Annotated in this window: 11 protein-coding genes; 9 read left to right on the top strand and 2 right to left on the bottom strand. The window is 48.3% G+C overall.

Translation table 11 applies throughout. The features are described from left to right. The first annotated feature begins 50 nt into the window (after nucleotides 1–50). From GO755_RS21125 to GO755_RS21100, 6 genes are all read left to right on the top strand, one after another. Nucleotides 51–2,702, top strand: a complete 2,652-nt coding sequence (locus tag GO755_RS21125; protein WP_227687036.1) for an ABC transporter permease — start codon at nucleotides 51–53, stop codon at nucleotides 2,700–2,702. Nucleotides 2,703–2,765: 63 nt separating this feature from the next. Next, nucleotides 2,766–5,402, top strand: a complete 2,637-nt coding sequence (locus tag GO755_RS21120; protein WP_227687035.1) for a permease prefix domain 2-containing transporter — start codon at nucleotides 2,766–2,768, stop codon at nucleotides 5,400–5,402. A 71-nt stretch (nucleotides 5,403–5,473) separates the two neighbouring features. Further along, nucleotides 5,474–8,128 carry an FtsX-like permease family protein gene (locus tag GO755_RS21115; RefSeq protein ID WP_157587284.1) on the top strand — a complete coding sequence of 885 codons (2,655 nt, stop codon included), beginning with the start codon at nucleotides 5,474–5,476 and terminating at the stop codon, nucleotides 8,126–8,128. Between the two features lie 66 nt (nucleotides 8,129–8,194). Continuing rightward, a complete protein-coding gene (locus GO755_RS21110) occupies nucleotides 8,195–10,879 on the top strand; it encodes an ABC transporter permease (RefSeq protein WP_227687034.1) in 2,685 nt (894 codons plus the stop codon). Between the two features lie 82 nt (nucleotides 10,880–10,961). Further along, nucleotides 10,962–13,604 (top strand): ABC transporter permease, encoded by a 2,643-nt coding sequence (locus GO755_RS21105; RefSeq protein ID WP_157587283.1) that lies wholly within the window; start codon nucleotides 10,962–10,964, stop codon nucleotides 13,602–13,604. A gap of 10 nt (nucleotides 13,605–13,614) precedes the next feature. Then, entirely contained in the window at nucleotides 13,615–16,212 is a 2,598-nt protein-coding gene (locus GO755_RS21100) for an ABC transporter permease (protein WP_157587282.1), read from the top strand. Nucleotides 16,213–16,284: 72 nt separating this feature from the next. Here GO755_RS21100 and GO755_RS21095 read toward each other — a convergent pair whose 3' ends face one another. Both GO755_RS21095 and GO755_RS21090 read right to left on the bottom strand, forming a co-directional pair. Further along, a complete protein-coding gene (locus tag GO755_RS21095; protein WP_157587281.1) occupies nucleotides 16,285–16,746 on the bottom strand; it encodes a hypothetical protein in 462 nt (153 codons plus the stop codon). 99 nt (nucleotides 16,747–16,845) lie between these two features. Next, nucleotides 16,846–17,208: a DoxX family protein gene (locus tag GO755_RS21090; RefSeq protein WP_157587280.1), complete on the bottom strand. Its 363-nt coding sequence runs from the start codon at nucleotides 17,206–17,208 to the stop codon at nucleotides 16,846–16,848. 155 nt (nucleotides 17,209–17,363) lie between these two features. Between GO755_RS21090 and GO755_RS21085 the strand changes: the two genes are divergently transcribed. The 3 genes from GO755_RS21085 (at nucleotide 17,364) to GO755_RS21075 (ending at nucleotide 20,891) form a co-directional block, all read left to right on the top strand. Continuing rightward, on the top strand, nucleotides 17,364–17,765 hold the full coding sequence (locus tag GO755_RS21085) for a winged helix-turn-helix transcriptional regulator (protein WP_157587279.1): 402 nt from the start codon (nucleotides 17,364–17,366) through the stop codon (nucleotides 17,763–17,765). Between the two features lie 151 nt (nucleotides 17,766–17,916). After that, nucleotides 17,917–18,243, top strand: coding sequence for a PadR family transcriptional regulator (locus tag GO755_RS21080; RefSeq protein WP_157587278.1), 327 nt, complete (start codon nucleotides 17,917–17,919; stop codon nucleotides 18,241–18,243). Further along, nucleotides 18,240–20,891 carry an ABC transporter permease gene (locus GO755_RS21075; RefSeq protein ID WP_157587277.1) on the top strand — a complete coding sequence of 884 codons (2,652 nt, stop codon included), beginning with the start codon at nucleotides 18,240–18,242 and terminating at the stop codon, nucleotides 20,889–20,891. Before GO755_RS21080 ends, GO755_RS21075 begins: the two co-directional genes overlap by 4 nt. Nucleotides 20,892–20,904 lie beyond the last annotated feature (13 nt).

Genomic DNA, 20,904 nt, shown 5'->3' with positions numbered 1-20,904 from the left:
CGTGAAATATTGGATTTATCCACCCGACCGGGACGGTCGGCGCTACAATTATGAAACCCCGAAACGTCGGTGGTGCGGCATTCCGACCGCCCCGCTTAGCTGACCGCCTGCTCAAACTCTTTTGCGCTCCCCATCGCCTGGAGGAAGTGCAGGGGGATTTGCATGAGGAATTCGCGTATCAAGTTGAGCGGATTGGTGAGCGTCGGGCACGCTGGTCTTATTGGCGGGATGTATTGGGATTTATTAAGCCATTTGCGATGAAACGAACACCATCAGTTCCGCTCCGACTTGCCGGACGCTTCGGTGTCGATTCATCTTCATCTTTTTTAAACAGTTATATGCTACGCAATTATTTTAGAACCGCCTGGCGCAATCTGGTAAAAAACCAGTTCTATTCGGTCATCAACATTACGGGTCTGACTGCCGGATTGGCCGTGGGTATCCTGATTTTACTGTGGGTACAGGACGAACTAAGCTTTGATCGATTTCATGCGAAGGTGTCCAACATCTATCGACTCGAAAACTGGGCGGGTACGGGTAGCAGCCGACAGATATGGGCAAATACGGTAGCACCCATTGCCGAATTTGGGAAGAAAGAAGTCCCCGAAGTGAAGGATGCTGTCCGTATGACAGGCAATGGCTATTTCACGCTGTTTAAATACAAGGATAAAGTCGTCAACAAAGAGAAAACAGCCTTTACCGACCCTTCTTTCTTTTCGGTTTTCGATTTTCCTCTTATTCAGGGAAATCCAGCCAAACCGTTTCCCGATGAGCATTCCGTTGTGCTGACTGAAACGACTGCCAAACGGTATTTTGGCGATGAAAACCCGTTGGGCAAAATCCTGATGGCCAATAATGTCTCGTTTAAAGTAAGTGGTGTTATCAAGGATTTTCCGAAAAATTCGAGCATCCAGAACGACATGTTCATGCCGATTTCACTCCTGTTTACCACGATGTATCAGGATAGAACGGACGGTCGAAACCGGGACAATGATTTCCATCAGTTTAGTTACGAAACCTATTTGCTCCTTGAGCCGAGTGCGTCGGTTAGCAGCGTAGCGACTAAACTGAGGAACATTCACCTTCGCAACAAACCAGATGATACCGACCTTACGTATCTGTTACAGCCTCTGTCCGATATGCACCTGTACAGAGCTGATGGTACCAATGGCGGAATTGAAACGGTCCGGATGTTCTCGATTATCGCTCTGCTCATTTTGGCGATTGCCTGCATTAATTACGTAAACCTCTCCACGGCCCGCTCCCTCCTCCGCTCCAAAGAGGTGAGTATGCGCAAAGTGGTGGGTGCAACAAAAGGGCAACTGTTTGTGCAGTTCATTATTGAAACGGCCTTGCTTTTCTCATTGGCAACGGTGCTTGCCATCGGGCTACTGTATCTGCTTCTGCCGACCTACAACCAGCTTTCAGGGAAGGAAATTGTTCTTGATTTTACGAATTACCATATCTGGCAGGTTATTGGACTGGCTATAAGTGGAACCTTGATCGCGTCGAGTATTTATCCGGCGCTGTTACTCTCGTCGCTGGAGCCACTGAAAGCGCTGAAAGGTAAAGTGTCATCCCGCCTGAGTGAAGCTACCTTCCGAAAAATCCTGGTGGTGACCCAGTTTGCGGTGTCAGTTATTCTGATGGTCGGTACGTTTATCATCAGCAATCAACTGCAATACATCCGGTCAAAGGAATTGGGGTACGACAAAACGCATGTGTTTGCCTTTTCCATGCGGGACATGAGCCCGCATTACGACGCCGTAAAAGCCGAATTACTGCAACAGCCGGGCGTTGCGGGCGTCACGCGAGCTAGCTCGAATATTGTCCGGATTGGGGAGCAAACCGGCAACAATGAGTGGGATGGCAAAGAACAGGGCGAAACCATGATGGTACGTCCCGTAGCAGTCGATAAAGATTTCATTCCCTTCTTCAAAATGAAGTTGGAACAGGGCGTTAATTTCACCGGTGCTGTTGCCGACTCGTTGCATTTCATTTTAAACGAGACCGCCGTCAAAACCGCCCGCATTAAAAACCCCATTGGCAAGCGGTTCAAGCTAAGGAATCACGACGGAACCATCATTGGTGTTGTGAAGGATTTCCACTTTGCGTCGATGCGCCAGAAAATAGAGCCTGCCATTTTTTATTACGAGCCCAATCAGATGCGGGCGATCTACATAAAAACAACCGGGCAAAATGCGGAACAGGTCATTGCTGCCGCCGAACGTTCCTGGAAACAATACAATCCCGATTATCCATTAGACTACGCTTTCCTGGACGATGTATTCAACAATCTCTATAAATCAGAACAGAAAACCGGTACGCTGTTCAACGTCTTTGCGACCATTGCCATTCTGATCTCATGTTTAGGCCTGTTTGGTCTGGCAACGTATACGGCGCAGGTACGTACTCGTGAGATCGGTGTCCGTAAAGTACTGGGAGCCAGTGTAACAGGAATCATTCAGTTGCTGGCCAAAGACTTTATCAAACTGGTTATTATCGCCATTTTCATTGCTGTACCCATCGCCTGGTACTCAATGAATCAGTGGCTATCCGATTTTGCATACCGAATCGATGTTCAATGGTGGGTGTTTGTGCTTGCGGGTTTACTGGCCCTGTCCGTTGCGCTGCTGACAGTCAGTTTCCAAAGCATCAAAGCCGCGTTGATGAACCCGGTGAAATCGTTACGCAGTGAATAATACATTCGCCGTAGAGACAGGGCATGCCCTGTCTCTACAATCAACATAACCAAATGAAAAACCATGACACCACCCCGTCTGGCCAATCAACTCCTTCGCTTCTTCTGCGCACCTCACCGACTGGAGGAAGTGCAGGGGGATTTGCATGAGGAGTTTACCTATCAGGTTAGGCTGATTGGTGAACGGCGGGCGCGGTGGCGCTACTGGCGGGATGTGATCGGCTTTATTAAGCCCTTTACAATTAAGCGAACGTCAACTGGAGAGTACCCATATCCAAACCCAACAACTACTGCTATGTTAAGCAACTATTTCACCATCGCCCGACGGAACGTAGTCCGATACAAATTAAACAGTACGCTTACGATAACCGGACTTGCTCTGGGGCTGGCCTGTGGCTTGCTGATGATTTTGCACGTACGGGAAGAGTTGAGTTACGATAAAGGCTTCTCGAAAGCTGACCGTATTTTCCGAGTCACGTCAGACAATATTGGAGAGAAAACCCGACAGTGGGCCGCTACGTCCCCTATTCTGGGGGTGGAAATGCAAAAAGAAATCCCCGCAATCCAAACCGTAGCCCGCTTCCACCGACCTTATCCAGATCGGGTGTTCAGCTATGTACCGTCGGGAGGTGCGATAAAGCAGTTCGAAGAGAAAAGTGGGTATTTCGCCGACTCGACTGTGGTTGACGTATTCGATCTTCCGTTTGTCAAAGGTGATCCGCGAACGGCCCTCAAACAGATCGACGCCATTGTCCTCACCGAAGCGATGGCGACAAAATACTTTGGCAACGAAGACCCAATAGGAAAACGGATTCAGGATGATCTGGACAAGCGGACATTGACGGTAACGGGTGTGATCAGGAGCTTCTCATTCCCAACGCACCTGCAATTCGATTACCTCATTTCCATGGCCACTTACTATCGATATACTGACAAAAAGGATCTGGAAAACCGAAGCTGGTCAGGGTTCTATAACTATATCGTACTGAACAACAGTGCCTCGCGTTCGGATGTGGAAGCGCGGATTCCGGAATTCATGGTGAAATTCTATGAGGCCAAAGGCGAAACCCGAAAGGAAATTCTGGCAAGTCGGAGAACGCCCATTCAGCCCATTACAGATATCCACCTGCACTCCAGGCTGGAAAAGGAAATGGGTCCGAACAGCGACATCACTTATGTGTACGTTTTTTCCATTGCGGCCCTGTTTATCCTACTGATCGCGTCGGTGAATTTCATCAATATGGCCACGGCGCAGGCATTTAACCGAATGAAAGAAGTGGGTGTACGCAAAGTACTGGGTGCCCGAAAAGAGCAGTTAGTCAGGCAGTTTCTTGGCGAATCGTTCATTCTGACGCTGATAGCCGCTTCCGTCGCCTTTCTCTTATTCCGATTAGCCATTCCGTTTTATAATGAATTGGCCGCCAAGAACCTCCGGTTCGGACAGCCGTTCACGCTATCGAACGTCGTCCTGATGGTGCTGTTAACTGTGCTAATTAGTCTGATTGCAGGTTTTTACCCCGCCTGGTTCATTTCTAACTTCGATCCCGTTACCTCGCTAAAAGGCAAGAAAAGTCAGGCTTCATCGGTCACGTTAGTTCGCAAAGGGCTGATTGTCTTTCAGTTCAGTGTATCGGTATTCATGATCTTCAGTACCATTGTCGTGTACCGCCAAATGAAGTTTTTCCAGACTAAAGAGTTGGGGTTCGATCAGGATCAAGTCGTAGCCGTAAAACTTTACGGGAAGGAAATGTGGGATAAAGCCAATGCGATTCAGCAGGAATTTCAGAAAAACTCAGCCATTACAAACGTAGCGCGAATCTCAACCTTACCGGGCGACCGCTTCAGTACCGATATGCTTACTCCAGTGGGAAGGCCGGATGATGCGAGTCAGCTTCGGTTCATGTGGGCCGATGAAAACACACTTCCCGTCCTACAGATCGGGCTGAAAGCGGGTCGAAATTTCGTCAGGAAAGAGGAGAATGCTCACTTTCCTGTTATCCTGAACGAAGCGGCTGCCAAGGCTCTCAAACTGGATTCTCCCGTCGGGCAGAAAGTCGTATCCTTAGGAGACACTGGCGAGATAGTGGGCATTGCCAAAGACTTTCATTTTGCGTCTTTACACTCGACCGTAGAGCCATTGGTGATTGTCCAGCACCCTGGGCAAGCGAACTATTTTCTACTAAAAATCAAAGGGAGCAAACTGGCTGAAACCTTACAATTCGCTCAATCGTCGTTGGCTCGTCTCTCGCCCGGCAGCTTGTTCATTTATACATTTCTGGATGAAAAAATGGCTCGACTCTACGATTCAGAACAGCGAGTTGGCAATGTATTAAACGTGTTTGCTGTCTTCGCCATGTTCATTTCGTGCCTGGGGTTATTTGGTTTATCCGCCTATGCCGCCCAGGTCCGTACCAAAGAAGTTGGCATTCGGAAGGTGTTGGGTGCTACCGTATCGGGGATAATTGTACTGCTGTCCAGAGACTTCCTTCGACTGGTACTACTTGCGACTGTTCTTACTTCTCCATTGGCCTGGTGGGCCATGACTAAATGGTTGCAGAGTTTCGCTTATCCGATAGCTATTGAGTGGTGGATGTTTGTGCTGACGGCCTTATTAACCGTTTCAGTCGCCGTCTTAACCATTAGTTTCCAAAGCATCAGAGCGGCTGTAATGAACCCGGTAAAATCGTTACGAAGTGAGTAGTAGTGCCGACCGTCCCGGTCGGGTGTAAAATAAGCTTTTCCAGCCGACCGGGACGGTCGGCACTACTACAAATGAAACCGCCCCGTTTAGCCGATCAACTCCTCAAACTCATCTGCGCTCCCCATCGCCTGGAGGAAGTGCAGGGGGATTTGCATGAGGAGTTCGCGTATCAGGTCAGGCACATTGGTGAACGGCGGGCACGCTGGCGCTACTGGCAAGATGTGATCGGGTTCATAAGTTTATTTCCCATTAAACGTAAAGTTAGTGCGTACCCAAATCCAACAACTACTGCTATGCTACGAAACTATCTCAAAATCGCGTTTAGGAATCTGGCTAGAAACAAGGGGTATTCAGCCATTAACATCGGTGGACTAGCGGTTGGTATGGCGGTGGCCATGCTGAATGGCCTCTGGATCTGGGATGAATTATCCTTCAACAAATACCATCAAAATTATGACCGCATAGCGCAGGTGGTGAAAAGTCAAACCTACAGAGGAGAATTCGGGGTTGGCCAAACAATGGTCTATCCGCTATCGACCGAACTTAAAACAAACTACGCCAAGACGTTCAAACATCTTGTACGGGCATCGTCAGTACGCGAATTTATCCTCTCAACAGGCGAAACCAAGATATCCAGCACCGGGCAATTTATGGATTCGGATGCGCCGGATATGCTCAGCCTGAACATGATTCAGGGCACACGTGCGGGTCTGAATGATCTCAATACCATCATGCTTTCGGCCAAAACAGCTCAGGCGCTTTTTGGCGAGACTGATCCGCTGGGCAAAGTCATTTCGATGAACAACAAAACACAGGTGAAAGTGGTGGGAGTCTTTGATGATTTGCCGTTGAATACTGAATTCCAGGAAGCAAAGTTTCTCGCGCCCTGGTCTCTGTTTCTCACGCTAAATCCCTGGATAGAAGAACGGGCCGTTCACGATTGGCGAAATCATTTTATCCGGATCTACGCAGAGATTCCGTCGGAGTTGAGTTTTGATCAGGTCTCGGATCGAATAAAAGATGCTGAGCTTAAAAATCTGGCCAACTTTACAGAAGAACGGGAGCGCCACCCGCAGGTTTTCCTGAATCCTATGAGTCGGTGGCATCTGTTTCCATACGGCGACCACGGCGAAACGAATAAAGCACCCCTTCAGATGGTATGGCTGGTTGGCGTTATTGGTGCGTTTGTCCTGCTATTGGCCTGCATCAATTTCATGAATCTGAGTACCGCCCGTTCCGAGAAACGAGCCAAGGAGGTCGGTATTCGCAAGGCCGTTGGCTCCGTACGCGGCCAGTTGATCAGCCAGTTTTTTAGTGAATCGTTTTTAGTCGTCACCCTGGCGCTGCTCATAGCGTTGTTGCTGGTAACTAGTTCACTTAACTGGTTCAATGGGTTAGCCGCCAAGCAAATGACGATACCCTGGGGTAATGTCTGGTTTTGGGCCATCAGTCTGGGCTTTATTTTTATCACTGGTCTACTGGCGGGTAGTTATCCAGCGTTGTATTTATCCTCTTTCCAGCCCGTTAAAGTTCTCAAAGGCACCTTTCGGGTTGGACGATTTGCTACAGCGCCCCGTAAAGTGCTGGTGGTCGTTCAATTTACGGTATCGGTCACCCTGATTATCAGCACCATCATCGTGTATCGGCAGATTCAATTTGCGAAAAGCCGACCTGTGGGTTATACCCGAGAGGGTCTGATTACCATGCGCATGAAGTCAGAGGATTTTTATGGAAAATATGACGTGCTGCAAGATGAGCTAAAAAAGACAGGTGTCGTCAGCAACATGTCGCAGTCGATGGGTCCGGTTACCGAAGTCTATTCCGGCAACTCCATTGACTGGAAAGGCAAAGATCCCAATGATACTGAAAGCTTCGGAACGCTGGCCGTAACTCCCGAACACGGACGAACCGTAGGCTGGCAATTTGTGGCCGGAAGGGATTTTTCCAGAGACTACCTAAGCGACTCCACGGGAATGATCATCAACGAGGCCGCAGCAAAATACATGGGCTTGAAAAACCGCAATGGCGGACCAATCATAGGTGCACCCGTTACCTGGAACTGGTGGGCAGGTGATCGACCTCCGTTGCATTATCACATTCTGGGTATAGTAAAAGATATGGTGATGGAGTCGCCATACGAGCCTATCAAACCCGCTGTCTTTTATCTAAAAGGCCATAATGGGCGGGTTAACTGGATGAGCATACGGATAAAACCAGGTGTGGCTGCCAGTGAAGCATTGCCGAAAATTGAAGCTGTACTTACCCGTCTGATTCCCTCAGCTCCATTCGATTATAAGTTTGTTGACGAAGAATACGCCAAAAAATTTGCCGCCGAAGACCGAATCAGCAAGCTGGCCACTTTTTTTGCTATTCTGGCGATTTTCATTTCGTGTCTGGGGTTGTTCGGATTGGCGTCGTTCGTGGCCGAACAACGTACCAAGGAAATCGGAATTCGGAAAGTGCTGGGGGCTTCCGTGGCCAATCTGTGGCAAATGCTGTCGAAAGATTTCGTGCTTCTGGTGGGAATCTCTTGTCTGATAGCGGCCCCGCTTGCCTGGTATTTTATGGAGCAATGGTTGCAGAAATACCCCTACCGCGAAACCATTTCGTGGTGGATTTTTGCGGTAACCGGCGCGGGCGCATTAGCCATTACGTTACTGACTGTCAGTTTTCAGGCGCTAAAAGCTGCGTTAATAAATCCAGTTAAATCATTGCGTAGTGAGTAGCGCCGACCGTCCCGGTCGGGTGTGAATTAAATTTAATCGGCCGACCGGGACGGTCGGTACTACATTATGGCTCCGCCATCCTTAGCTGACTATCTGCTCAAACTCTTTTGCGCTCCCCATCGCCTGGAGGAAGTGCAGGGGGATTTGCATGAGGAGTTTGCCTGGCAGGTGGAACGTATTGGTGAACGGCAGGCACGCTGGCGGTACTGGCGAGATGTGCTTGGATTCGTTAAACTCTCTATTATCAAACGTAAACCAACAGTGGCCCCTGGTTTTTTACGACATTCCGGCCCTTATCAAAATCCATCGACTACGGATATGCTACGTAACTATTTCAAAATCGCGTTTCGAAATCTGAGCCAAAGTAAAGGGTACTCGGCGCTGACAATCTTCGGTCTGGCACTTGGTTTGGCCGTGAGTCTGCTCAGTATCCTTTACGTAGCCGACGAATTGAGTTACGACCGTTATCACGAAAAAGTCGACCGTATTTACCGGATCAACAGCGACATCAGTTTCTCTCTCAAAGGCATACAAACGGCAAGATCTCCTACACCAATGGGCCAAACGCTAAAACGGGATTTCCCCGAAGTAGAGGAAGCCACCCGGTTAGGCAAATACGGTAGCCATCTGGTAAAAAGTGATCACACAATCATCCGGGAGAATGGTGTGCTATATGCTGACTCAACTGTTTTCGATGTGTTTACGCTGCCTATGCTGGCGGGCAATCCGAAGAAAGCACTAACTGAGCCGCAGTCGGTCGTTATTACGGCGCGTACGGCTACAAAGTACTTCGGCACTACGGATGCCCTGAATCGGGTACTGGTTTTCGATGACAACGATGTCAGGCGGGTAACGGGGGTCATTGAAGACCTTCCCGCACAGTCGCATGTTCAGGGCGACTTTATTCTGCCTTTGCACGAAACAAAAGATGCTAAAGTCAATAAGTGGGGAAACCATATTTTCAATACGTATGTGTTGCTCAGGCCCGGCACCAACCCTCAATTGGTAGAGGCTAAGTTCGAGCGTATCCTCCAAACATACGTTGATCCGGCATTACAGCGCTTCTTTAACACCACGCTGGCAGAAACCCGAAAAGCGGGTAATTATTTCAATTACTCGCTGATGCCTCTGACCAGAATTCATTTGTATTCGGATCGGGACGGGGAGCTTTCGCCCAACAACAGCATCGAATATGTCTATCTTTTCTTAGTGATTGCCCTATTCATTCTGCTGATTGCTGTCTTTAATTTTATCAATTTGACAACGGCCCGATCAGCCAAACGGGCGCGGGAAGTGGGGGTTCGCAAAGTAGCGGGTTCAACCCGAGCAGAGCTGGTTCTACAATTCCTGTCGGAGTCATTACTAACCACTTTTTTTGCCTTACTGGTCGGTATAGGTCTGGTCTATTTCCTGTTACCTATGTTCAATACGCTAGCGGCTAAAAATCTGACATTTAACCAATTGATTGAGGCACCATCCATTCTTTACCTGTTAGCAGGCTCAGGAGCTATCGGTATTCTGGCTGGTTTGTATCCCGCTTTATACCTCTCTTCATTCAAACCCATTACAGCGCTGAAAGGTAAATTATGGGTAATGCCCGGACGCCAGAGCCTGCGCAATTATTTAGTGGTTTTCCAGTTTTCGCTCTCAGTATTGCTCATTATTGGTACGTTGCTCATCAACCAGCAAATGCAGTATATCCAGACGAAGAAACTGGGATTCAATAAAGAACAGGTCGTTGTCATCAATACAGCTCAATCGACGGAACAGGAAGTGACCACCTTCAAGCATGAAGTGCTACGAAGTCCTGCCATAAAAACGGGGACTGTGAGTGGTTTTCTTCCCGTTACGTCGAACCGCTGGAATGACATGTGGTATGCGGAAAACGAAACGGATCAAAAGCAATCGGTAGGCATGGAGGAGTGGCAGGTCGATCCAGATTATATCGCTACACTGGGCATGCAACTCCTGAAGGGTCGGAATTTTACAGCCGGACGTCTTGCCGATAAGCAGGCGGTCATTATTAACGAGAGTGCCGCCAAACGATTTGGGTATCAAAACCCAGTCGGGAAAAGCATTCATTTGACTGGTGGTGAGAAACTGACGATTATTGGTGTGGTGAAGGACTTTCATTATGAATCACTTCGGAACACCATCGAACCACTAGGCTTAGTGGTGGATGCTAGTATGTTGGGTGGCCATATCGAACCCTATTTATCTGCTGTTTCTTTCCGGCTCAATACGACCGATGTGGCTTCGGCGCTTGCTACCATTGAGAAAACCTGGAAACAGATTGCTCCTGATCGGCCGTTTGCCTATTCCTTTTTAAATGACGATTTCGACGCGATGTACCGCGCTGAACAACGTACTGAACAGCTATTTATGGCATTTGCCGTTATAGCCATTCTGATTGCCTGTCTGGGACTTTTCGGTCTAAGTGCGTTTGCCGCCGAGCAACGCCAAAAGGAAATTGGCGTCCGCAAAGTGTTGGGTGCATCCATTCCGGGCATTGTGGCGCTACTCTCGAAAGACTTCCTGAAACCCGTTCTGATTGCCATCGTCATCGCATCGCCCATTGCGTGGTGGGCCACTCATACATGGCTTCAGGACTTTGCGTATAAGGTTGACATTGGCTGGTGGGTATTTGCTTTGGCAGGTATACTATCGATTGGAATTGCCTTACTGACAGTCAGTTTCCAAAGTGTGAAAGCCGCACTGATGAATCCAGTTAAATCATTGCGTAACGAGTAGCGCCGACCGTCCCGGTCGGGTGTAAAAACAAATAAAACTACTTTCTATAACTACACCCGACCGGGACGGTCGGCACTACATTATGGCTCCACCACCTTTAGCTGACCGCCTACTTCGCTTCTTTTGCGCTCCCCACCGATTGGAGGAAGTGCAGGGGGATTTGCATGAGGAATTCGCCTATCAGGTTGAGCAGATTGGCGAACGACGGGCACGCTGGCGCTACTGGCGGGATGTGCTTGGATTTATTAAACCCCCGACTGGATGGTCATTTGCCATTAAACGGAAATCAGAAGCTTATTCAACAACTCATCTAATCAATCCAGTGATGATCCGAAATTATCTCAAAATCGCGTTTCGTAGTCTGACGAAGAATAAAGCGTATTCGTTCATTAACATCAGCGGATTGGCTGTAGGCATGACGGTTGCTCTACTAATTGGCCTTTGGGTGTACGATGAGTTGACCTTCAATACGTATCATGAAAACTATGGTCGTATTGCCCAGGTCATGAATCAGCGAACTGTCAACGGTGAAATTCTGACAAATCATGGCGTCTCAATTCCGTTACGCAAAGAACTACAGAGCCAGTATGGGACTGATTTCAAAAACATACTACTTGCCTCCTGGACAACCAGGCATATCTTGACATTTGGCAATACCAAGCTCACCAAAATGGGCAATTTCATGTCGCCCGAAACGCCCGAGCTTTTGACCCTGAAAATGCTGAAAGGTAGTCGTTCGGGTTTGCAGGAACCGTCTTCCATCTTACTGTCTGAATCGGTCGCAAAAGCGCTCTTTGGCTCGGTCAATCCACTGAATAAACTGGTCAAAATCGACAATCAATTGGCCGTCAAAGTTACCGGCGTTTACGAAGACCTACCGTATAACTCAGATTTTCAGGAGCTTCTATTTATTGCTCCCTGGGATTTATATGTTTCATCAACGGGCTGGGTCAAACAGGCGCAGGATGAGAATGAATGGGCGCAAAACTCCTTTCAGATTTTTGTCCAGCTTGCCGAAAAAGCTACGATGGAAGCTGTTTCTGAAAAAATCAGACAGATTCAACGGGGTAAAGGCGACAAAGACGAAGACAAATTCAACCGTGAGTTGACGTTGTACCCCATGAGTCGGTGGCATTTGTATTCCGATTGGACAAATGGCATCAATGCCGGTGGCCGCATCGAGTTTGTGTGGTTGTTTGGCATTATCGGCCTGTTTGTTCTGACGCTGGCCTGCATCAATTTTATGAATCTGAGCACGGCACGTAGTGAAAAGCGTGCCAAGGAGATTGGTATTCGTAAGGCAATCGGTTCGCGACGGAGGCAGTTGATTAGCCAGTTTTTTAGTGAATCGTTTTTGGTGGTGGGGATTGCATCGGTGCTGGCTCTTTTACTGGCCCAACTTAGTTTACCATTTTTCAACGACGTTGCCAGCAAAAAAATGATCATTCCCTGGGTAAGTCCTTTCTTCTGGGCGTTCGGACTCGGGTTTTGCCTGTTGACAGGGATATTAGCTGGTAGTTATCCCGCTTTATACCTGTCTTCTTTTCAACCCATCAAGGTGCTCAAAGGAACGTTGTTGGGCATTGGAAACAGGCGTATGGCGGTTATTCCCCGGAAAGTACTGGTTGTGCTGCAATTTACGGTTTCGGTAACGCTAATTGTTGGAACCATCGTTGTGTATCGGCAGATTCTCCACGCCAAAAATCGGCCAATTGGCTACAATCGGGAAGGGCTGATCATGATGCGCATCTATACGCCAGATATTCACGACCATTTCGATGCCGTTCACGATGAATTAGTAAAAACGGGTACAGTTGTCTCCATTGCCGAATCGCAGGGGCCACCAACAGATATCTGGTCTATGAATACGGGATTCAACTGGAAAGGCAAAGACCCCAGTTTGCAGACCGAGTTTGTTACGGTTGGTGTATCACATGATTATGGCAAAACAGTCGGGTGGAAATTTAGCGCTGGGCGAGACTTTTCCAGAACATTCTCTACTGATTCGTCCGGCATTGTTATTAATAAAGCAGCCGTCAAGTTCATGGGATTGAAGCAGCCGATTGGTGAAGCCGTTCTCTGGAATGACCGACGTTTCAACGTGATTGGGGTTGTGGACGATATGCTTATGTCATCACCCTATGAACCGGTTAAACAAGCTGTCTATTTTATACAAAGACGTTCGGCGCCGTTCGTGACCATTCGCATCAACCCTACCGCCAGCGCCACTCAGGCGTTGCAGGCTATCGAAACGGTTTTCAAAAAATACAGTCCATCCTCCCCTTTCAACTACGATTTCGTGGATACGGAATACGCACTCAAGTTTGCCACAGAAGAACGTATCGGCACCCTGGCTTCATTTTTTGCCATTCTGGCGATTTTCATTTCCTGTCTGGGTCTGTTTGGGCTAGCCTCGTTCATGGCCGAACAACGTACCAAAGAAATTGGCATTCGAAAGGTGTTGGGCGCATCGGTACTGAATGTCTGGGGGTTACTATCAAAGGACTTTGTGTTACTGGTGCTGATTGCATTCGCTATTGCCAGTCCGATAGCCTATTATTTCCTGGATAACTGGCTTCAGAAATACGACTATCGAACGGACATCTCCTGGTGGATTTTTGCCGCTTCAGGTGCCGGAGCCTTACTCGTTACATTGCTGACGATCAGTTTTCAGAGTATCAAAGCCGCCTTAATGAATCCGGTTAAATCACTACGTTCCGAATAGTCTAAATTCTATGCAACCACCACCCTTAGCCGATTATCTGCTCAAACTCGTTTGCGCTCCCCATCGTCTGGAGGAAGTGCAGGGGGATTTGCATGAGGAGTTTGCCTACCAGATTGAGCGAATCGGTCTGCGTCGGGCACGCTGGCGCTACTGGTGGGATGTGCTGGGATTTATGAAGCCATTTGCCATTAAACGACAAGACAAACAGTATTCAACACCCTATATCACGAACCCGATTATGATCCGAAATTATGTCAAAATCGCCTGGCGGAACCTCGTTCGCAACAAGAGTTATTCAGCCATCAATATTGTTGGTTTAGCGGTAGGCATGTCTGTTGCGATGCTCATTGGCCTATGGGTTTACGATGAGCTATCGTTCAATACGTACCATCAGAACCATGATCGAATTGCGCAGGTAATGGAGAATGAGACGCTAGAGGGCGGTATTGAAACCCTCACCTCATTGCCCATGCCGTTAAGTCAGGAGATTCGAACGAAATATCCCAACGATTTCAAATACGTGGTGGCTGCTACGGCTAGTTTTGATCAGATCATTGCCTATAAGGACAAGAAATTCACGAAACTTGGAACCTACGCCGAATCGGAATTTCCCGAATTAATGACGCTAAAAATGATCAAGGGAACACGTTCAGGCTTGAAAGATCCTGGCTCTGTTCTACTGTCGGAATCAGTTGCAAAAGCGCTGTTCGGTGATGCTGATCCGCTACAGAAAGCGGTTAAAATTGGCAATAAATACACCGTGCAGGTAACGGGTGTTTATGAAGATTTACCCCGCAATTCAGCGTTTGCAGAGGTTACGTTCGTTGCACCGATCGACCTGCTCTTTGAGGACAAAGAGGATAAAAATAATTGGCGTAGTAGCTCATTCGGGATCTTTACGCAGCTCAATCCGAACAGCCGTTTTGACGACGTTTCGGTGAAAATAAAAGACCTGTTTCGCATCCACACGCAGGATAAAACCCAGTCGGCACTCTTCCTGTATCCTATGAATCAATGGCATTTGTATTCGACCTGGGAGAACGGCGTCAATACCGGTGGGCGAATTCAGTTTGTCTGGCTTTTCAGTATTATTGGTGTATTTGTATTGCTGCTAGCCTGCATCAATTTCATGAATCTGAGTACGGCCCGCTCTCAAAAACGAGCTAAAGAAGTGGGAATTCGGAAAGCGATTGGCTCGCTGAGGGGCCAGTTGATCAGCCAGTTTTTTAGCGAATCATTTCTGGTTGTGGCGTTGGCATTCGGGCTATCATTAGCGGTGGTGTGGCTCATCCTTCCTTATTTCAACGAAGTGGCCGACAAGCAACTGGTGATGCCCTGGACAGATGCGCGATTCTGGCTCCTCAGTATCGGATTCAGTCTGTTTACAGGTGTGGTAGCTGGAAGTTATCCAGCGCTGTATCTATCTTCCTTTCAGCCGATTAAAGTACTCAAAGGCACATTCAACATCGGGCGTTTTGCCTCCATTCCGCGCAAAGTACTGGTCGTCATTCAGTTCACGGTTTCAGTCACGCTGATTATCGGAACAATCATCGTTTTCCGTCAGATTCAATTCGCAAAAAACCGACCAATTGGGTACAGTCGGGAGGGGTTGATTAACATCACGATGAATACGCCCGAAATACAGGGAAACTATGATGCCGTTCGGAATGAGCTATTAGAAACGGGCGTTGTTGCCGATATGGGCGAATCGTCGAGCCCAATCACGGGCATTTGGTCATCGGCCAATAATCTGGATTGGCGCGGCAAAGACCCCAACCGGGCAGCCTCGTTCGGCACCATATTGGTCACGCCCGATTTCGGAAAAGTAGTCGGCTGGAAAGTCAAGGAAGGCCGCGAATTCTCTCGCCAGTTCACAAGCGACTCGTCAACGTTTCTGCTAAACGAAGCCGCGGTTAAACTAACTGGTTTAAAGAACCCGGTCGGTGAGATTATTAAATGGCATGGTAAAAACTGGAAAGTGCTTGGGGTTCTGAAGGATATGGTCATGACTTCCCCTTTTGAGCCAGTTACGCCCACGGTTTTTATGATTGACTCCAAAGAGCGAGGCTTCAATATTATCCATATCAAGTTGAGTCCTACTGTGAGCGTTCGGGAAGCATTGCCTAAACTGGAAGCCGTTTTCAAGAAACTCAATCCGGCAGCCCCCTTCGAGTATCGCTTCGCCGATCAGGAGTATACCAAAAAATTCGCGGCTGAAGAACGTATCGGGAAGCTGGCAAGCATTTTCGCCATCCTGGCCATATTCATATCCTGTCTGGGACTTTTCGGCTTATCGTCGTTCATGGCCGAACAACGGATCAAGGAAATTGGCGTCCGCAAAGTGCTGGGCGCGACGGTACCCAACATTGTCTCGTTGCTTTCCCGAGATTTCCTGATGCTGGTATTCATCGCCTTCTTAGTCGCATCGCCCCTAGCCTGGTATATGATGGACAAGTTCCTGCAATCCTACAAATACCGTATCGACATCGAATGGTGGGTATTCGCTCTAACGGGGGCTTTGGCCATAAGCATTGCCTTGCTAACGGTCAGTTTTCAAAGCATCAAAGCGGCTCTGATGAATCCAGTAAAGAGTTTGCGAAGTGAATAGCTTGGCGTTTCCCTCACCCCAACCCCTCTCCCAAAACGGGAGAGGGGCTTAACAGCCCCGCGCTCCACGCCATTAATCCAGCAGCCGAATCAGGATAAACGTTGCCAGTTCGGCCAGCAGAAGGTTATAATGCGTTGATGCTAATCCGCCGAGTAGGTACGTCAGAAAGATTTCGTCGGCCAGAATGAACGCGGCCCATAGGCCAATCGTGATTCCGAAGGCTGCATGTACCATAACGCTCTGTTTTTGATTCTGCCGAAGGGTTACCCCAAACGCTTTCCAGAAAAGAACTGCCCCAACTGCTTCCCAGAGTATGACGCCCGCAAACATAAAACCGGACAGCCAGACCGGAGGCTCGTACATGGAAACCACTTTCTGAATCAGCCCATAATTACCCGAAACGAAATGCCAGTTAGATGGAAGTAACGACAACGCATTAAGCGCATCGGCGCTATTACTGGCAAACACAATTGAAAAGTAAAGTGCCCAAAACAAGAGTAAACCTGCCCTGATTCGTTTATCGACGGTTTTCATGGTATATCCGGTGATTAAGTTTGGGAATATACCATTTATTGGAATGTGGGACGGGGTAAATGCGTAGAGACAAGGCATGCCTTGTCTCTACAAAATGTCCTACACCTCCGCCTTTGGCAGAAAGATCGTTTTATCTCGCAGGAAAGCGGCAATCCAGATTAACACCAAGGGCGTAATCGCATTGAACGGCGTACCGTGCGAAAGTTCAGTCGCCAGGGCGCCGGCAAAGTAGCAGGTCAATAAAATGAAGCCTAGCTTCATCGTTTTTGGATACAGGAAAAGAGCCGCGAAGCCGATTTCCATAAGGCCCAACTGTATGACGTGAGACCCCACTCCTACTTTATTAAGGCTTTCCATCACCTGGGGCGACTGGGTCAACTTCATGACACCACTCAAAATAGCCATCCCCGCTGCCAGAATGGTCATCACGATGGTCAGAATACGCATTACTTTTGAATTCATGGTTCGTACAGTTTTAAGGTAGCCTTCGCTGGCTACGTATTGATGCAGCAAACCTACTTAAAGCTGCTATCTATTTGTTATCAGTATCCCAAAGGATACCGCTTTCTTTCAGGATACCGCATGGTCAATTAAGTCTGTCCTAGTACCTTTAGTCTATGAGCACAGTCATTGAAGAAGTTATTCCGGCAGCGGACTTTCGCACAATGCATTCCACCGCTGCCTGCAACCAGAGTTTGCAAGCCGTACAGGACGCACTCTACGTATTAAATGGAAAATGGAAACTCCCGATCATTATTGCCTTAAGAGAGGGCCCAAGACGCTTTCGGGAGTTGCAGCGACTGGTTACGGGCATTACGGCCAAAGTCCTCAGCAAAGAACTGAAGGAACTGGAGATGAATGAGTTCGCGGTACGACACGTATATGCTACAACACCGGTTACGGTCGAGTATGAGTTGACCGAATACAGTCATTCTTTGGATAGCGTTATCGAGGCCTTGCGTCAGTGGGGAACTCAACATCGGGCACGAATTCTGGGCAAAGACAAGCTCGAAATTTAAAAAACTCCTGTCCAGATGCGTACAAAAACTGTCCGTTTTTGGACAATCTAATTTATCGTAAAAAATAAAAAAGTGCCATTCCTGATCGGGGTGGCACTTTTTTTAGTTTGGCCAAGCATTTGTTATACATATACACAACTAATATATTCTGATGAAGGGGACTTACTTAGGCGAATTTGAGGAGGTCGTGTTGCTGGCGGTGGCTATTCGGTCGGGAGACGCCTATGGAGCGACTGTTGTCACGGAGATTGAGCAGCAAATGAATCGCTCAGTCAATCTGGGTGCGGTTCACTCGGCGCTGAATCGTCTCGGCGAGAAAGGATTGGTAACCTCAGAACTGGGTGGGATGACCGCCGAACGAGGAGGACGTAGCAAGCGACTGTATTCTGTTACGGCAGCTGGTCGCCGGGCACTACAGGAGATTCGGCAGGTACGCAATCAGATGTGGGAATCTATTCCAACCACAGTCTGGACATGAAAGCGACTAGCAGCCCTCGCTGGGCAAGATACCTGATGCGTTGGTTCTGCGCTCCTCATCGGGTCGACGAACTGGAAGACGATTTAGAGGAACTATTCTGGCAACGGGTCGACCTGCTCGGCCTTCGAAAAGCTCGCTGGCGTTATGTGCAGGATGTAATGAGCCTAGTGCGACCCAGCCTGATGCGACCCAGCCTAATACGCCCTTCCTTGGTAAAACGACAACTAACTAATGAATACCCCCAACCTTTTTTTCTGACTCCCAACATGATCCAAAATTATGTCAAAATCGCCTGGCGGAATCTGATGAGGGCCAAAGGCTATGCATCGCTCAACATTGCTGGACTTGCTGTCGGAATGGCGGCCTCGGCGCTTATTTTTCTGTGGATACAAAGTGAGCTGAACTACGACCGCTTTTACAGCAAAACGGATCGACTATTTCAAGTCTATAACCGGGATGTATTTAGTGGAAATGCGCAGGTCTGGGGCACTACACCCAAGCCATTAGCCCCTGAATTAAAACAGGATTATCCTGATATCGAGGATGCTTCCCGATTCCGGCCTACAGGTTTCCTGCTGACGGCGGCCGATAAAAAACTAAATTCAGAAGGTGCTTATGCTGATCCATCGTTTCTAAGTCTATTTGATTTTTCCTTACTCTCGGGCAATCGGGAGAAAGTCCTTTCGGGGAGCAACGGAATCATTATTACGAAATCTCTGGCCGAAAAACTGTTCGGGACAACGGATGCCATAGGCAAAGTTGTGCAGCTCGATCATAAGGATAGCTTTTCGGTAACGGGCGTATTAGACGATCTGCCCAATAATACCCAGTTTAATAATGTATCCTTTCTGCTTCCCTGGACGGCTTTTGTGACGCCTAGCTGGGATTCAGACGGGTGGGCTTCGAATAACAACTATACCTATGTTCTGTTGAAAGACAAGGTTAATTCGGATGTTGTCAATGAGAAGATCAAACGTCTTACGGCCAACCACCTCAAAGGCGAAATCGACGACGTATCGAACCGGCAGATTTTCCTTCATCCGGCCAGCAAATGGCATTTGTATTCCAAACAGGAAAACGGGCAGCTTACAGAAGGAAGTATCGTTACGGTACGTTTATTCGGCATCATTGCGGCCTTTATCCTGCTGATTGCAGCTGTCAACTTCATCAATTTAAGCACCGCCCGAAGCGAAAAACGAGCCAAGGAAGTAGGTGTCCGAAAAGTAGCGGGTGCCCAGAAGTCAGCGCTTATTTTTCAATTTATCAGTGAGTCGGTCATGCTGGCTTTTCTGTCCGGCATCCTGGCCCTACTCCTGATTGTGTTGTTTATGCCGACCTTCAATGACTTAACTGACAAGCAATTAACCTTATCGCTTGGATCGCTTAACTTTTGGCTCACAGCGCTTGCTTTCGTTCTGTTCACAGGGTTGCTGGCCGGAAGTTACCCCGCTTTTTTCCTCGCTAATTTCCAGCCGGTCAAAGTGATGAAGGGAATTCCTCAGTCTGTCCATGCGGTATTCTCGCCCAGAAAAGGACTGGTGATTGCACAGTTCACCTTCGCTATTGTGCTGATTATCGCTACGTTGGTAATCAAGCATCAAATCAACTACGCACAAAACCGGGAAAGTGGTTACGACAAGAATAACCTGCTGTTTTCGTACCTAACCGGCGACCTGTCAACGCATTATGGCTCTCTCCAACAAGAGCTGATTCAAAGCGGGGCAGCTGTAGCGGTGAGCAAATCACTTGGTCCCATTACGTCAATAAATTCCCGGCAGTGGGGACTTTCGTGGCCTGGCAGTACAAAAGCCGACAAAGATGTTGAGTTTGACCGCTTTGCCGCCGATGCTGATTTTCTAAAAACGACCGGCACGAAATTGATTGTGGGTCGAGAGATCGACGTTCGGCACTATCCAACGGATTCGTCGGCTGTGTTGCTCAACGAAACCGCCGTAAAAACGATGCATTTGAAGACTCCGGTTGGAACAGCTATATCATTCGGCAACCAAAATTGGCAGGTGATAGGCGTTGTAAAGGATTTCATCTTTGCGTCCCCTTATGAGGCCGTCAATCCGGTTGTCGTGCATGGTCCTAAAGGTTCAGTCCCGCTAGACTGGGTAAGCATTCGGTTAAATCCATCGAACACTACGGCTCAAAATCTGGAACTTGCCGAGACCGTCTTTAAGAAATACAATCCCGGCTATCCCTTCGAATACACGTTCGCCGACGAGTCGTACAAAGCCAAATTTGCCGACGAACAACGTACTGGTTTGCTAACAAGTCTGTTTACAGGGTTGACCATTTTTATTTCCTGCCTGGGCCTATTTGGTTTAGCCGCGTACACTGCTCAGCAACGTACCAAAGAAATCGGGGTTCGTAAAGTATTAGGAGCCAGCGTGCCTAGCATCATTCGCCTGTTAACCAAAGACTTCATACAGTTGCTGGGCATTGCTTTCATCATTGGGGCACCCATTGGCTGGTACGCGATGGACAAATGGTTGCAGGATTATAACTACCGCATCGTCATCGGCGCCGGAGTCTTCATCCTAACCTTGGTATCATCGCTCCTAATCGTTGTGCTAACCGTCAGTTTTCAGGCCATCAAAGCCGCGTTAATGAACCCGGTGACCTCCCTACGGTCGGAATGAATTACCTGCTTCC

It is taken from the genome of Spirosoma arboris, from assembly GCF_009754945.1.
GTDB classification, from domain to species: Bacteria; Bacteroidota; Bacteroidia; order Cytophagales; family Spirosomataceae; genus Spirosoma; species Spirosoma arboris.
The sequence above is the reverse complement of the archived record's forward strand: the minus strand, read 5'-3'. Positions and strand labels throughout refer to the sequence as shown.